The 15,076-nt window shown below is 55.1% G+C and carries 14 protein-coding genes; 6 read left to right on the top strand and 8 right to left on the bottom strand.

Annotated features, from left to right (window positions below):
* The coding region (locus tag EGI20_RS12990; protein WP_498631976.1) for a CysB family HTH-type transcriptional regulator at positions 1-899 on the top strand (899 nt) is incomplete at its 5' end.
* A 67-nt stretch (positions 900-966) separates the two neighbouring features.
* On the opposite strand, the gene fabG is transcribed toward EGI20_RS12990, so the two are convergent.
* Entirely contained in the window at positions 967-1,707 is a 741-nt protein-coding gene (gene fabG, locus EGI20_RS12985; RefSeq protein WP_124736378.1) for a 3-oxoacyl-ACP reductase FabG, read from the bottom strand.
* A 303-nt stretch (positions 1,708-2,010) separates the two neighbouring features.
* Positions 2,011-3,642, bottom strand: coding sequence for an ABC-F family ATPase (locus EGI20_RS12980; protein ID WP_160798057.1), 1,632 nt, complete (start codon positions 3,640-3,642; stop codon positions 2,011-2,013).
* Positions 3,643-3,809: 167 nt separating this feature from the next.
* Here EGI20_RS12980 and dapA point away from each other — a divergent pair, with 167 nt between their 5' ends.
* Together dapA and bamC are read left to right on the top strand one after the other, a co-directional pair.
* A complete protein-coding gene (gene dapA, locus EGI20_RS12975) occupies positions 3,810-4,685 on the top strand; it encodes a 4-hydroxy-tetrahydrodipicolinate synthase (protein ID WP_498631974.1) in 876 nt (291 codons plus the stop codon).
* A 13-nt stretch (positions 4,686-4,698) separates the two neighbouring features.
* Positions 4,699-5,826, top strand: a complete 1,128-nt coding sequence (gene bamC / locus EGI20_RS12970; RefSeq protein ID WP_498631973.1) for an NlpB/DapX family lipoprotein — start codon at positions 4,699-4,701, stop codon at positions 5,824-5,826.
* Positions 5,827-6,381: 555 nt separating this feature from the next.
* On the opposite strand, the gene EGI20_RS12965 is transcribed toward bamC, so the two are convergent.
* On the bottom strand, positions 6,382-7,518 hold the full coding sequence (locus EGI20_RS12965; RefSeq protein ID WP_498631971.1) for a ribosomal protein uL16 3-hydroxylase: 1,137 nt from the start codon (positions 7,516-7,518) through the stop codon (positions 6,382-6,384).
* Between the two features lie 133 nt (positions 7,519-7,651).
* On the opposite strand from EGI20_RS12965, the gene EGI20_RS12960 reads away from it, so the two are divergent.
* Positions 7,652-8,131, top strand: a complete 480-nt coding sequence (locus tag EGI20_RS12960; RefSeq protein ID WP_124736384.1) for an FKBP-type peptidyl-prolyl cis-trans isomerase — start codon at positions 7,652-7,654, stop codon at positions 8,129-8,131.
* A gap of 45 nt (positions 8,132-8,176) precedes the next feature.
* On the opposite strand, the gene prmC is transcribed toward EGI20_RS12960, so the two are convergent.
* The 5 genes from prmC to EGI20_RS12935 all read right to left on the bottom strand — a co-directional run bounded on the left by prmC (position 8,177) and on the right by EGI20_RS12935 (position 12,775).
* On the bottom strand, positions 8,177-8,992 hold the full coding sequence (gene prmC, locus EGI20_RS12955; protein ID WP_498631978.1) for a peptide chain release factor N(5)-glutamine methyltransferase: 816 nt from the start codon (positions 8,990-8,992) through the stop codon (positions 8,177-8,179).
* A 5-nt stretch (positions 8,993-8,997) separates the two neighbouring features.
* A complete protein-coding gene (mgtE, locus tag EGI20_RS12950; RefSeq protein ID WP_498631969.1) occupies positions 8,998-10,437 on the bottom strand; it encodes a magnesium transporter in 1,440 nt (479 codons plus the stop codon).
* Positions 10,438-10,648: 211 nt separating this feature from the next.
* Positions 10,649-11,332, bottom strand: a complete 684-nt coding sequence (gene mtgA / locus EGI20_RS12945) for a monofunctional biosynthetic peptidoglycan transglycosylase (RefSeq protein ID WP_498631967.1) — start codon at positions 11,330-11,332, stop codon at positions 10,649-10,651.
* A gap of 74 nt (positions 11,333-11,406) precedes the next feature.
* Entirely contained in the window at positions 11,407-12,228 is an 822-nt protein-coding gene (gene aroE / locus EGI20_RS12940) for a shikimate dehydrogenase (RefSeq protein ID WP_160798068.1), read from the bottom strand.
* Between the two features lie 94 nt (positions 12,229-12,322).
* Positions 12,323-12,775: a rhodanese-like domain-containing protein gene (locus EGI20_RS12935; protein WP_498631965.1), complete on the bottom strand. Its 453-nt coding sequence runs from the start codon at positions 12,773-12,775 to the stop codon at positions 12,323-12,325.
* Between the two features lie 263 nt (positions 12,776-13,038).
* Here EGI20_RS12935 and glnA point away from each other — a divergent pair, with 263 nt between their 5' ends.
* Both glnA and EGI20_RS12925 read left to right on the top strand, forming a co-directional pair.
* Positions 13,039-14,457 carry a type I glutamate--ammonia ligase gene (gene glnA, locus EGI20_RS12930; protein WP_160798072.1) on the top strand — a complete coding sequence of 473 codons (1,419 nt, stop codon included), beginning with the start codon at positions 13,039-13,041 and terminating at the stop codon, positions 14,455-14,457.
* A 112-nt stretch (positions 14,458-14,569) separates the two neighbouring features.
* Positions 14,570-15,031, top strand: coding sequence for a DUF4124 domain-containing protein (locus EGI20_RS12925; protein ID WP_498631963.1), 462 nt, complete (start codon positions 14,570-14,572; stop codon positions 15,029-15,031).
* Positions 15,032-15,076 lie beyond the last annotated feature (45 nt).

Genomic DNA, 15,076 nt, shown 5'->3' with positions numbered 1-15,076 from the left:
ATGTATCCGAGGCGGCGGAAAAGCTGCATACCTCGCAACCGGGGATATCCAAGCAGATACGCCTGCTGGAAGACGAACTGGGCATCCAGGTGTTTATCCGCAATGGAAAACGCGTGGTGGCAGTGTCGGAGCCAGGCAAGGAAATCCTGCGCATCGCCGAGCGCATCTTGCATGAAGCCAAGAATCTCAAGCGCGTAGGCGAAGAATTCTCGCGCGAGTCCGAAGGTTCGCTGACCATCGCGACCACCCATACCCAGGCCCGTTATGCGTTGCCGTCGGTGATTTCCGAGTTTGTACGACGCCACCCCAAGGTCAGGCTCTCCATCAAACAAGGCAGCCCGACCCAGATCTGTGAAATGGTTGTCGCCGGCGAGGCCGACTTTGCCATTGCCACCGAAGGCATCGAGCTCTACAAGGAACTGGCCATGCTGCCTTGCTGCCAGTGGAACCGCAGCATTGTCGTGCCACAAGGGCATGAGCTCACCCGTTTGACACAGCCATTGACACTGCAAGACATCGCCGCCTACCCCATCATTACCTATGACTTTGCCTTTGCCGGCCGCTCCAAAATCAACAAAGCTTTTGCCAATGCCGAACTCAGCCCTAACGTCGTGCTAACCGCCATCGACACCGATGTCATCAAGACTTATGTCGGTCTGGGTCTGGGCATCGGTATCATTGCCAGCATGGCCTTCGAGCCCGAGCGCGACAGCAAACTAGTTGCCATCGACGCTGCCCACTTATTCGCGCCCTCGACCACCAAGATAGGCATACGCAAAGATGCCTATCTGCGCGGTTTTGCCTATACGCTGATCGAACTGTTCGCACCCCATCTGCAGCGCAAACAGGTAGAGGCTGCACTATTGGCGCATGACCCGCGCTTTCCGGCAGACGACTGAAGCCTATCCGGATGCAAAAATGCCCCGCCGTACACGGCGGGGCATTCATTTATACGCGCGGGCGAAATTAAAGCGTCAGACCACCGGTCACTTCAATCGCTGCACCATTGATATAGCTAGCCTCATCGGATGCGAGGAAAGCATAGACATTGGCAATTTCTTCCGGAGCGGCCATACGCTTCATCGGCACTTTGTCTTCCATCGCCTGAATGACCTTTTCCGGCATCGCCTGCAGAATCGGGGTCGCGACAAAGCCTGGGCATACCGCGTTGGCGCGAATACCCTTTTTGCCCAGTTCCTTGGCCCAGGTCTTAACAAAACCGATCACGCCAAACTTCGTCGCTGCATAATTGGTCTGGCCAAAGTTGCCATAGACACCAACGACGGACGAAGCATTCAGGATCACACCACTGCCCTGCTCGATCATGGTATCAACCACGGCCTTGGCGCAGTTGTAAACGCCCTTCAGGTTGACATCGATCACCTTGTCGAACTGGTCATCGCTCATTTTGGCCAGCTGGGCATCCATCACGATACCGGCGTTATTAACCAGAATATCGATACGGCCATAACGCGCCTTGAGGTCTGTCACCATGGCAGCAATTTCAGCCTTGTCGGTGACATTGACCCGATAGCCTACCGCCTGTCCACCCGCGAGCTTGAGCTCTTCAACGACCGTGCTGACCGCCTCAATGCTCAAGTCACAAACCGCCACAATCGCACCTTCACGCACAAATTTCTCGGCCGTTGCCTTGCCGATACCGCTGGCAGCACCGGTGATGATGGCAACTTTATCTTTCAAACGCATGGTTTTTCCTTTGTACACGCATACAGGATGGCCAGACTATCTGGCACGCCCTCCATCGACCTTTGCATGACTGCACTGTGGTCATATTTTTTTGGTTTTGTACTCGCTTGCAGTACACGACATAAGAGACGCAACTTGTGCACCGCAATATATCCCATAGCATATAAACGGTAAAGCAAACGCTCGAAATGGCAGACCAAATGCCACAACGCACATAAAAAATGGCGTCACCTCATGCGAAAACACGGAGTGACGCCATCAGGCAGCCGAAGCGGCTACTGAACACACAGCCAGCGAATACGCTTACTCGATGCCCTTGCTTTCCAGGTAAGCCTCGTAGTCGCCCATATAGTAGTCGTAACCACCATTGCCATCGAGTTCCAGAATCTGGGTTGCCAGCGAGCTGACAAACTGACGGTCGTGCGATACGAAAATCAGCGTGCCTTTATACTTGTCCAGCGCCATGTTCAAGGCTTCGATCGACTCCATATCCATATGGTTGGTCGGCTCGTCCATGATCATTACATTCGGCTTTTGCAGGATCAGCTTGCCATACAGCATGCGCCCCTTCTCGCCACCGGACAGCACACGTACCGCCTTGGTCACATCATCGCTACCAAACAGCAGACGCCCCAAAGTGCCACGAATCACCTGTTCGTCGTCACCTTCCTGCCCCCATTCGCGCATCCACTCGGACAGGGTCGCATCGGAATCAAACTCGGCCTCGTGATCCTGGGCAAAATAACCCAGTTGTGCCTTCTCGGCCCACTTCACCGTACCGTAATCGGCCGTAGCCCCCTCGGCCAGCTCTGGCGAAAAAGCACCTGCCAGCAATTTGATCAGCGTGGTTTTACCGGCACCGTTAGGGCCGATAATCGCCAGACGCTGGCCGGCCTCAAGAATCAGGTCGAGATTCTTGAACAACACCTTGTCATCGTAAGCCTTGGACAGCTGATGCGCCTCGACGGCCTGACGGTGCAGCTTGAACTTGTCATCCATCTCGAAGCGGATAAACGGACTCTGACGACTGGAAGGCTTGACCTCAACCATCTCGGACTTGAGCTTGTCTACCTGCTTCAAACGGCTGGTTGCCTGGCGTGCCTTGGACTTGTTGGCCGAGAAGCGCGCAGCAAACTCCTGCAACTCCTGAATCCTGTCCTTGGCCTTGGCATTGGAAGACAACTGCCGCTCGCGTGCCTGGGTCGACGCGATCATATAGTCGTCGTAGTTACCCGGATAGATACGGATGGTGTTGTAATCCAGATCCGCCATATGCGTACACACCTGATTCAGGAAGTGACGGTCATGCGAAATGATGATCATGGTGGCATTGCGCTCGTTGAGCACGTTTTCCAGCCAACGAATGGTATTGATATCCAGGTTGTTGGTTGGTTCGTCCAGCAGCAGGATGTCCGGATTAGAGAACAAAGCCTGCGCCAGCAGCACGCGCAACTTCCAGCCCGGCGCAACCGCGCTCATCGGGCCAAAGTGCTGGTCCTGTGGAATGCCCACACCGGACAGCAATACACCTGCACGCGCCTCGGCGGTATAACCATCGTATTCGGCGAACTTGGCTTCAAGCTCTGCCGCATGCATATAATCTTCTTCGGTGGCCTCGAGATTGGCATAGATCGCATCGCGCTCGCTCATCGCAGCCCACATCTCGGTGTGGCCCATCAACACGACATCGATGACGCGCTGGTCTTCATAGGCAAATTGATCCTGACGCAATTTGCCCAGACGCAAGCCGGACTCAATAGAGACTTCACCCGAAGTCTGCTCCAGATCGCCGCCCAGAATTTTCATGAACGTCGACTTGCCCGAGCCGTTGGCACCGATCAAACCATAACGGTTGCCTTCGCCAAAACGGACCGAAACTTTTTCGAACAGCGGCTTCACGCCGAACTGCATGGTAATGCTACTAGTGGTAATCACGCTTGCATCCTTGAGCCGATTGGCCGTAAGTACCGGAAAAACGGAGGATTCTAGCACAAATCCCCGCCACCAAACCATCCGCAACAGCTATGCATATGCCCTTTTGCCCGCGTAGCGAATTCCGCTACAATCTGAAGCCTTTGCCATCAAAAAATATAGGCCTCACTATGCTAACAGGCAGCCTGGTAGCCCTGGTCACTCCGATGTTCGAGGATGGCCAGGTTGATTTCAACGCCCTATCTAATTTGGTTGACTTCCATATCGACAACGGCAGCGCCGGTATTGTCGCGGTAGGCACCACCGGCGAATCTGCCACCCTGACAGTAGACGAACACCTTGCCGTGGTACAAGCAGTCATCCGTCACGCAGCAGGACGCATTCCTGTCGTAGCCGGCACCGGCGCCAATAGCACGGCAGAAGCGGTTGAATTGTCACGCCACGCCAAGGAACTGGGCGCAGACATGACCCTATCGGTCGTGCCCTACTACAACAAACCAACCCAAAGCGGCATCTACCAGCACTACCGCACAATCGCCGAAGCCGTTGATATCCCGTTAATCATGTACAACGTGCCTGGACGCACGATTGCGGACATGAGCAATGACACGGCACTCAAACTGGCCGAGATTCCCAATATTGTTGGACTGAAAGATGCAACCGGTGACATCGGCCGCGCCTGCGATCTGATTCGCCGTGCACCTGCCGATTTTGCCCTGTACTCCGGTGACGATCCGACCGGTATGGCCTTTATGCTGTGCGGAGGCCACGGCGTTATTTCCGTCACCGCTAATATTGCGCCACATGCTATGAGTGCGTTGTGCGTCGCCGCCCGCGCCGGCAACTGCCACGCTGCGCGTGAAATCAATGATCGCCTGCAAGGCCTGCATAAACATCTGTTTATTGAACCCAACCCGATTCCATCCAAGTGGGCACTAGAGCGCATGGGGCTGATCGCATCCGGTATCCGCCTGCCGCTGGAACCCATGAGCAGCGAAGCCATCCCCACAGTCGAAGCGGCCATGCGCCAAGCCTGCGTACTGTAAAACGGAAAACCCAATGAAAAAAAATCTCTGCCTGCCCTTACTGCTTACCGGCCTGATCAGTGCCTGCTCAAGCAATGCCGTACTGGAAAAACCGCTGGACTACCAATCCGACGCACCGGTACAGCAAGGCAAGCTGGAACTGCCGCCCGATTTGACTGCTCCCCAGATTCAGAACCGCTACCAATTGCCTGGCACCGGTAGCGCTTCGCTGATCGACTACAGCAAGACCGGCAACAGCCCAGCACAGATCCAGCAAGACAGCAATTTGCTGGTCAAGCCAGCCAATGCCCATATCGAGCGTGGCGGCACCCAGCGCTGGCTGGTAGTCGATAACAAAGCACCCGAGCAAGTCTGGCCACTGCTTAAAGCCTTCTGGCAAGACAACGGTTTTGTCATCAAGAGCGAGGAACCGGATATCGGCCTGATGGAAACCGACTGGGCTGAAAACCGCGCCAAATTGGGCATGGACCCGGTACGCCGTATGCTGGATACCGTTGGTCTGGGTGGTATCATGTCGACCCCTGAGCGCGATAAGTTCCGCATTCGCCTGGAACGCACCAGCAACGGCACCGAGGTGTACTTCACCCACCGCGGCATGTACGAAACCTATATTAACGAAGGCAAGAGCGAAACCAAGTGGCAGCCTCGCCCAGCCGATCCTGAACTTGAAACCGAGTTTCTTGCCCGCTTTATGGTCAGACTGGGTCACACCGAAGATCAGGCCAAAACCTCGGCCAAAGCGGTAGAAAACCAGCCATCTACAGTAGAAAAAACACAGATCCAGGCAGGCACTCTGCTGGTAAATGACGGTTTTGATCGTGCATGGCGTCGTGTCGGCCTGGCCCTGGATCGCATTGGCCTGCAAATTGTCGACCGCGACCGCTCGCAAGGCATCTACTACGTCCGCCCAGCCAAAGGGGATGTCGATGCTCAAACCGGAAAAACCGAGGGCGGGTTCTGGTCCGGCCTCGCTTTCTGGCGCGACAAGAATGAAGCTATCCAGCAAGAAGAGCAGTATCGCGTGACCGTTCAGGCTGATGGAACCCAGACGAAAATCCAGTTGCAAAGCAAGGATGGCAAGCCACTGGCAGAAACACTTGCCACCCAGATTGCACGCAAACTAGCCGAGCAATTGAAGTAAGCACCCAATACGCCGATCTGAGAACTCAAGTCGGCGTATTGTTTTCTGACTGCGTAGACGCAAAAAAACCCGCCGACAGCGGGTTTTTTAGTATCGCAAAAGCGATTACTGAGCAGCGGAAGCGTCAGCAGCAGGAGCGGAAGCGTCAACTGGAGCGGAAGCATCAACCGGAGCCGAAGCTTCAACGGCTGGAGCCGAAGCCTCTACAGCCGGGGCGGAAGCTTCAGCCGGAGCGGCTTCTTCTTTTTTGCCACAAGCGGACAGAGCTACAGCCAGCAGGGCAGCAACGAGGATCGACTGTTTCATTTTTGTATACCTTTACTATGAGTGTAAGAACAAGACATTTAGTTCAGCCAAATCCCAAAGCGGGATTCAATCAGAATTCTTGTGAAGCGATTCTAGCACGAAAAAAATTTCTGGGAAGGGGAACTCAAACGAAATTTGACATTCTTAGCCACCCAATTTGCTGCCAAGCAACAAACCCCCAAACAAACCCTTTCCGGTAGGTGCAAAATCATATCGGTTGTTACCCGCGACCACAAGCACCCACTTGGGTTATTTTTCAATCTCGATGGATTCAGGCAACCAGTAGCCGTCCAGATAGCCCTGATAGAGCGCCATCAGCATGGAATCCAGCACATCCTCTCCAGCCAAAAAACGCTGATTAGCAAAACGTTGCCAACAGGCAACACTATCTGCGTCCACCTCCAGTATTTCTCCGTTGCAATACAGCAACGACTCGGTATACAGAATCTGACTCTTGCGACTCAAGCGCACGCCGTCACGCTGTATACATGCAGCAAAATCCTCTTCATCCATCTCGTCTTCCGGCGAGTCGTAGAAAACGCTAGCCTTAGGTTCGGATAAATAATGCCCGAGAAAATCTGCAACCAAAGCCTTATCCCAGCTAATCTGTGCCAGCGTCTGCGTGATGTCGTCCACCATCGCCTGCGGAATACGCGCCGGATCAGACTGCCACTGCAAGCCAGGATCTGCATAACGTCCCTCGACACAGATCCTGTCCTGCATATACACCAGAAACTCGGTGGCCAACTCTTGCGCGCTCGGCGCGCGGAAACCGATCGAATAAGTCATGCCCGGCTCCATGGCCACACCATAATGTGCATAACGCGGCGGAAGATAGAGCATATCGCCATGCTCCAGGATGTACTCCTCTTCAACCCGAAAGTCTTTAAGCACACGTATCGGCGCATCTTCGATAAAAGCATCATCGGTTTGCGCCGAAATTTGCCAGCGCTTGCGCCCACCGACCTGCAGCAGAAAGACGTCGTAGGAGTCGAAATGCGGACCGACCGTCCCGCCGGGCGGCGCATAGCTGATCATCAGATCATCCAGCCGGGCATAAGGAATAAAGTTGAAGCGCCACAGAATTTCATCGATATGCGGCAAGTGGTGATTGACACTTTGCACCAGCAAGGTCCAGTCACTCTCCGGTAAACGCTTGAAGCGCGAGGCGCGGAACGGCCCATTCTCCACATGCCAGCCACCTTTCCGGCTCTCGATCAGGCGCGACTCGACCTCTTCTTGCTGCGCCAGTTGACTCAACCAGTCAAAATCGACAGGCGCCCCCACATCACGCAGTGCACCACGAATCAGCAATGGCTTTTTGTGCCAGTATTCGCGCAAAAAAACGTCTGCGGACATCCCGCCCAACAACTCATTCGTGCTCATGGCAGTTTCCCGTTTAATGTGTGACCCAATGGTTTACAATATGCACAAGTGCAAGCCTGTCCACGCCTAAAACCTATGCAGCCCGTGGCAGTCACTCGCTATTTACTCATAACCAACTGCACGGATTACATGCATGCAAATCGCTAAAAATTCTGTCGTAACACTTGATTACGAAATGTTCGACGCCGACAACAAAATGATCGACAAGTCCGAAGAGCCGATTTCCTACCTGCACGGCGGCTACGACGGCATCTTCCCACTGGTTGAAGAAGCTCTGCACGGCAAGGCAGTAGGCGACACCGTAGACGTAATGATGACGTCCGATGATGCTTTTGGCGATCCTGAAGAAGAACTGGTACGCGTTGAGCCGCTGGATGTATTCCCGGCCGACATCGAAATCGGCATGGTATTCGAAGCCGATGATCCGGAAACCGGCGATGTTCTACTGTTCCGCGTCACCGATATTGCCGACGGCAACGCCATCGTAGATGCCAACCACCCACTGGCTGGCATGGCTATCCGCTTCAAGGGCAAGATCACCGACGTGCGCGAAGCCAGTGCCGACGAAATCACCCACGGTCATGCTCACGGCGAACACGGCCACCACCACTAAGCCGTGATCCTGTCCTGAACAAAAGGCAGCTCAGGCTGCCTTTTGTTATTGTGGTGCGCACCCTAGAGTGACCCGATCCAGCCCAGCCAGATCCGGCAAGGTCTCGACCGCCAACAAACCCGCCTCGGAAAACAGCTTGCGGCACGCCTCACCCTGATCATAACCATGCTCGACCATCAGATAGCCGCCAGGCAACAAGCGGGCAAGCGCCCCTGCCGCAATGGCACGCAGGCAGGACAAGCCATCGGCACCATCGGTCAAGGCCATCCTAGGCTCAAAGCGAACATCACCTTCTTGCAAATGATGGTCATCCTGATGGATATAAGGCGGATTTGAAACGATTAAGTCAAAGCGCAAAGTCTCTGGCAAGGGCTCATACCAACTCCCCTCTCTGAACGCCACTTTCGCCCCCAGTTGCGCCGCATTATGCACTGCGACCTGCAGTGCAGCCGCCGACAAATCGACCGCCGCCACCTGCCATTGCGGCGCCTCCAGCGCCAGCGTCACCGCAATGGCACCACTACCACACCCCAGATCCAGCACATATGCAGCACGCTCGCGCCCGATTTTGAGCAATGCAGCATCAACCAGATGTTCCGTCTCGGGCCGCGGAATCAGTACGTCGGGGGTCACGGCAAACATCCGCCCGTAAAACTCCCTCTGGCCCAGCAGATAGGCAATCGGCTCACCGGCTATACGGCGCGCAACCAGCGCATCGAACGCGGACTGCTGCGCTGCAGTCAACGGCTCATCATCATGCGCCAGCAGATACATGCGATCAAAACCGGTTACCGCCATAAGCAGCAAGCGCGTATCCAGGCGGGCAAGGGAACAGGCTCGAAGCGTTTCTTGTATCGTCATCATGGTCACATCAGGAACACAGAAGCCAGACCCAGGAAAATAAAGAAACCTCCCGAGTCGGTAAATGCCGTAATCAGTACGCTGGACCCCAAAGCCGGATCCCGCCCCATTTTCTGCATCAGGGTAGGCACCAGTACACCCATGGTGGCCGCCAGAATCAGATTAAGCGTCATCGCCGCCGTCATGACCAGCCCCAGCGAGAAGCTGTCATACAGCCACCACGCCACAACCCCGATTACGCCACCCCAGACCACGCCATTGATGGCACTCACTCCCAGCTCCTTGCGCCACAGCATCCACGCCTGATTTGACTGCATCTGCCCCATGGCAAGGGCGCGAACGATCATGGTGATGGTCTGGTTACCCGAGTTGCCACCAATACCGGCGACGATAGGCATCAAGGCGGCCAGCGCGACCAGATGCTGGATAGCCCCCTCGAATACGCCGATGACCCGGCTCGCAACAAAAGCCGTACACAAATTAACCGCCAGCCAAGCCCAACGGTTCTTGACCGAGTCGATCACCGGAGCAAACAAGTCTTCCTCTTCGCGCAAACCGGCAAGACTCAGCACTTCGCTCTCCGACTCCTCGCGAATCACGTCCACCATCTCGTCTACCGTCAGGCGGCCAATCAAGACCCCTTTTTCATCCACCACCGGCGCGGTAATCAGGTCATAGCGCTCGAACGCCAATGCGGCATCCTCGGCATCGTCTGCCGGATGAAAAGTCACCACATCGGTGGCCATCACTTCGGACACATCGGCATCCGGATCGGAAACAAGCAATTTCCTGATCGACAACACGCCTTTGAGAATGTCGTCGTCGTCGATCACGAAAATCTTGTCGGTGTGATCCGGCAACTCGTCAAAGCGGCGCAAATAGCGCAATACCACTTCGCACGAGACATCGGCCCGGATCTTGACCAGCTCGAAGTCCATTAGTGCACCGACCTGCCCCTCCTCGAACGAAAGCGCGGATTGCAGCTGCTCGCGCTCTTCGTCATCCAGCCCCCCCATCACCTCATACACCACCTGACGTGGTAAATCGGGCGCCAGATCGGCCAGTTCGTCCGCATCAAGCTGTTCGGCGGCCGCGACCAGTTCGTGCGCATCCATGGACTCAATCAGCGTCTCGCGTACGGCATCGGAGACTTCCAGCAGGATCTCGCCATCGCGCTCGCTCTTGACCATGTCCCAGACCAACAGACGGTCATCCAGCGGCAAGGATTCGAGGATGTAGGCGATATCGGCCGGGTGCAGCTGATCCAGCTTGTGGTGCAGCTCATTGACGTTCTGCTTGTGAACCAGTTCTTCGACCAAGCCATGCTTGGGCATGTCCTGACGATGAACGAGTTCCTCGACCAGATGGTGACGCTCGATAAGGCGCTGAACCTGGGCAAGACTATCTTGCAGACGATCGGTGGGTTTCTTTTCGAGAACCGTCATGCGCGCCTCCTTCCGCCGTAACAGGCGGCGGAAAACGCGCGCGGTTTTTAACGGCGGGGTATTAGTGCTTCAGTCGAAAACTGAATGTTCGTTAAAATTTGACTGGGTAAGTCCATACGAATACCGCACCCGTTTGTGCGGCAGGAACGAAGGAAAGGCAGGATTCTAGCATGGAAGCACGGACAGCTTCCAGCGCCAAAAAAGCAGAACATCATGGCACATCGGCGTAACGCATGCGACGCTGGATAATATTGCTTTTACGCGCCAAGCCGCGTGCATTGCGATGGGCATCATAGTAGCGGGGATTGGGCACCATGGCCGCCAGGCGCGCGCCCTGAGCCGCAGACAAGCGGCTGGCACTGGTATTGAAATAATGGCGACTGGCAGCCTCGGCACCAAAGACGCCATCGCCCCACTCGATTACATTCAAATAGATTTCAAAGATGCGGCGCTTGTCCATGACGGCCTCAAGCATGACGGTGATCATGCCCTCCTCCAGCTTGCGCCACGGCGTGCGCTTGCCGGACAGAAACAGATTTTTGGCCAACTGCTGGCTAATCGTCGAGCCACCTGCCACGATGCGCCCTTGTTTCAGGTTTTTTTCAAATGCGGCTTCGATACCATCCCAATCAAAACCCTCATGGTCGACAAACTTGGCATCCTCCGACGCGACGATTGCCCGCTTCAGATTGGGCGAGATGCGCTCGTAAGACACCCAACGGTGATACAGCTCGGCATCGGGATTCTCCGCCTGCAAACGGGTAAGTTGCGCGTTCATAAAAGCACTGACCGAAGGGTTATGGCTGCGCCAATACACGATATGCCCGAAAATCCATACGTTGTACAACACCAATAGCGTCAATAAGACGGCAAAGATTTTAAACGCAAGACGCATGAGGCAGAAAAACCGGAGGCAAGGAAAAGCAGGAACAAGTGCCATCATCATGATGGCACTCTGAAGGAGTCGAATCAGGCCAGAACTTCTCGCAACATATTGGTCACACGGCGAGTTTCCGGGCGAATACCATGCCAGATATCAAATGATTCGGCAGCTTGCTCAACCAGCATTCCCAGACCATCTGCCAGCATTCCGGCATATTCACCTTGCGCGCGCTGCAAGAAAGGCGTCAAGCCTTTGCTGTACACCATGTCGTATGCCAAAGCACGCGGTGAAAACAGCCCATGCGGTATCGGTGGCAACTCGCCGGACAAACTGCTTGACGTGCCATTAATCACAATATCGAAATGCTGCCCTTCCAGCTCGGCATAGCCCGTCGCCACAACGCGCCCCCAAGGGGAAAAGTGGTGGGCAATGGCCTCAGCCTTGATCAAGGTTCGATTGGCAAGCATCAAGCTAGCCGGCTGCTCTGCCAACAAGGGCGCCAGTACGCCACGCACGGCACCGCCCGCCCCCAGCACCAGCACCCGTTTCCCCTTGATGGAAAAATCCAGGTTCTGGACGATGTCGCGCACCAAGCCCACTCCATCGGTATTGTCGCCATAAAGCCTGCCATCGCGCAGGCTTAGAGTATTCACTGCCTCGGCTGCACGCGCCCGATCGGAAACCTCATCCGCCAAACGGAAGGCATCGCCCTTAAAAGGCAAAGTGACATTGAGCCCCCGACCTCCAGCCGAAAAAAAATCGCCTGCCACCACAGAAAACTGCCCCAACTCGGCATAAAGCTTTTCGTAGCGTATGGTGCAAGCGCTGGCGCTGGCAAATTCGGTATGGATAAACGGAGACTGGCTGTGGGACACTGGGTTGCCGATTACGGCATAGCGTTCGGTCATATAGGGGCAACTCGCGAAATTGACAGGCCGGATAATGGCAATAGCCAACACTTTGCCTTGCTACACGCAAAACATCAACCATAAAGCATAACAATCAGCCTTGCAGCCAAGGCAATCCGCGAGCTTTCCAACCATTGAGCTGCCCACGGTGCCCTGCCTCATCCTTGTCGCCCTCGAAGCCCTCGAGGATGTTATACACGCTGGAAAACCCATGGCTGGCCAACTGTCGTGCTGCCTCATCCGAGCGCGCACCGGTACGGCATAGCAGCATCAGCACGGCTTCCTTATCCAGTTGGTGCTCGGCCTGCGCCAGAAAATGCGGGTTAGGCTGCATGCCTGGCCAGGTTTTCCATTCAATAGATACCGCACCGGGAATGACACCAACAAACTGTAATTCGGCATGACTACGCACATCTAGCAAATGAGCGCCCGGTAGGTTCTGCAAAAGTTCCCATGCTTCCTCCGGCGTGACAGCACCAGAATAAGGCAAACCGGTTTGGGTTGCCCGATCATGGGCACGTTGCAAAATTTCGGATCGGTGGCTCATGGCATTCCCCTAAACTAGCTTTACTAAATTGTTTCTAGCATAGCGCCCATTATCCTGACTGACCAGCCACGACGCACGCACCAATAAGGTGCACCGCCTCACGCAATTGCACCAAAATGAGTCGCTCAATATGCATCAACAATCCCATCTGCTTATGGCACAATGATCAAAGTACCTGAACATAGCTGGCATGCTTAATGCTTTAGATTTCACGCCAATTTTGTAGCATCCCACCCGATGCGCGTTGCCTTAAGGAGATCACCATGGCGGTAGCCGACGTTTTGAAACTGATCGAAGAGAACGACGTAAAATTCGTTGACCTTCGTTTTACCGATACCCGCGGCAAGGAACAGCACGTGACCATTCCGGCACACGTACTGACCGAAGATGCAGAGTCCTGGTTTGAAAGCGGCCATGCCTTTGATGGCTCGTCCATCGCCGGTTGGAAAGGCATTCAGGCATCCGACATGCTGCTGATGGCAGACCCGTCCACAGCCAAAATCGACCCGTTTTTCGACGAGCCTACCGTATTCATGAGCTGCGACGTTGTCGATCCTGCCGACGGCAAGGGCTATGACCGCTGCCCGCGCTCGATTGCCAAACGCGCAGAAGCCTACCTTAAGGCCTCCGGCATCGGTGACACCGCCTACTTCGGCCCGGAACCTGAGTTCTTTATTTTCGACAGCATCACCTGGGGCACCGATATGTCCGGTTGCTTCGTGAAAATCAAGGCAGAAGAAGCGGCTTGGGCTTCGGCAGAAGAATTTGAAGGCGGCAACACTGGCCACCGTCCAGGCGTCAAAGGCGGTTACTTCCCAGTTCCTCCGGTTGACTCTTCACAAGACCTGCGTTCTGCCATGGTTCTGCTACTGGAAGAGTTGGGCGTGCCCGTTGAAGTTCACCACCACGAAGTCGCCACCGCTGGCCAGAACGAAATCGGCACCAAATTCAGCACGCTGACCCAGCGCGCCGACTGGACCCAGATCATGAAGTATGTGATCCAGAATGTTGCCCACAGCTATGGCAAGACTGCGACCTTCATGCCTAAACCTATCGTTGGTGACAACGGCTCCGGCATGCACGTTCACCAGTCCATCTGGAAAGACGGCAAGAACCTGTTCGCCGGCGACGGCTATGCAGGCCTGTCCGATATGGCTCTTTACTATATCGGCGGCATCATCAAGCATGCCAAGGCGCTGAACGCAATCACCAACCCGGGCACCAACTCGTACAAGCGTCTGGTTCCGCACTACGAAGCACCAGTGAAACTGGCCTACTCGGCCAAGAACCGTTCCGCCTCGATCCGCATTCCGCATGTGGCCAACCCTAAAGGCCGCCGCATTGAGGCGCGCTTCCCGGATCCGCTGTCCAACCCTTACCTGTGCTTCTCGGCCCTGATGATGGCTGGTCTTGACGGTATCCAGAACAAGATCCACCCAGGCGATGCGGCTGACAAGAATCTGTACGATCTGCCTCCAGAAGAAGACAAGCTGATCCCGACTGTGTGCGCCTCGCTGGATGAAGCTCTGGCAGCACTCGATGCTGACCGCGAGTTCCTGACTCGTGGCGGCGTGTTCTCCAACGAATGGATTGATGCATTCATCGAACTGAAGATGCAGGAAGTCAACCTGACCCGTATGACGACTCACCCAGTTGAGTTCGCCATGTACTACAGCCTGTAACCGGCTATGTAAATCACAAAAACGGCAGCTCAGGCTGCCGTTTTTTATTTATGCATGACGTGGCATACACTTTTCCTTATCATCCATTTATTCTATTTTGTATTGTAAGGCCATGAAATCAGCTACCGCTCTCTTGCTGGCCAGTCTCGCCAGCCTGCCCTGCAGCGCGGCAACCATTTACAAATATGTAGATCAGGACGGGCACGTCACCTACAGCAATATCCCAGCACGCGGCGCCAAGGCGCTCACGATCAACGGTCCCTCGGCTCCGGCCAGCCAGGCAGCCACGCGCATACCACAGCGCAGCGACTCATCCGGTTTCCCTACTGTCACACCCGAAACCCAGCGCCAACGCGATGGCGGCCGCCGCCAGATATTACAAAGCGAACTATCAAACGAGCAAAAAGCCCTGGATGATGCCCGACGCACACTATCGGACTCGGAAGCGGGCTTGCGCACCAGTTCACGCACCAATCCGGAGCTCAGTAAACGCATTGCCGTGCTGCGCGAATCGGTGAAAGACAGAGAACGCAATGTACAAGCCCTGCAACGCGAGCTTGGCCTGAGCCAATAAGCGCATCACTTGGGCATAGCTGGACAGCTTCTTGCTTAACTAAAA

It is taken from the genome of Aquitalea sp. S1-19 (genome assembly GCF_024343515.1).
Note: the sequence above shows the minus strand (reverse complement) of the source record. Positions and strands in the feature narration are given on the sequence as shown.

Coding starts and splice junctions, on each gene's coding strand:
- fabG (WP_124736378.1), bottom strand. CDS start 1,707: ATGCGTTTGAAAGATAAAGTTGCCATCATCACCGGTGCTGCCAGCGGT.
- dapA (WP_498631974.1), top strand. CDS start 3,810: ATGCTAACAGGCAGCCTGGTAGCCCTGGTCACTCCGATGTTCGAGGAT.
- bamC (WP_498631973.1), top strand. CDS start 4,699: ATGAAAAAAAATCTCTGCCTGCCCTTACTGCTTACCGGCCTGATCAGT.
- EGI20_RS12965 (WP_498631971.1), bottom strand. CDS start 7,518: ATGAGCACGAATGAGTTGTTGGGCGGGATGTCCGCAGACGTTTTTTTG.
- EGI20_RS12960 (WP_124736384.1), top strand. CDS start 7,652: ATGCAAATCGCTAAAAATTCTGTCGTAACACTTGATTACGAAATGTTC.
- prmC (WP_498631978.1), bottom strand. CDS start 8,992: ATGACGATACAAGAAACGCTTCGAGCCTGTTCCCTTGCCCGCCTGGAT.
- mgtE (WP_498631969.1), bottom strand. CDS start 10,437: ATGACGGTTCTCGAAAAGAAACCCACCGATCGTCTGCAAGATAGTCTT.
- mtgA (WP_498631967.1), bottom strand. CDS start 11,332: ATGCGTCTTGCGTTTAAAATCTTTGCCGTCTTATTGACGCTATTGGTG.
- aroE (WP_160798068.1), bottom strand. CDS start 12,228: ATGACCGAACGCTATGCCGTAATCGGCAACCCAGTGTCCCACAGCCAG.
- EGI20_RS12935 (WP_498631965.1), bottom strand. CDS start 12,775: ATGAGCCACCGATCCGAAATTTTGCAACGTGCCCATGATCGGGCAACC.
- glnA (WP_160798072.1), top strand. CDS start 13,039: ATGGCGGTAGCCGACGTTTTGAAACTGATCGAAGAGAACGACGTAAAA.
- EGI20_RS12925 (WP_498631963.1), top strand. CDS start 14,570: ATGAAATCAGCTACCGCTCTCTTGCTGGCCAGTCTCGCCAGCCTGCCC.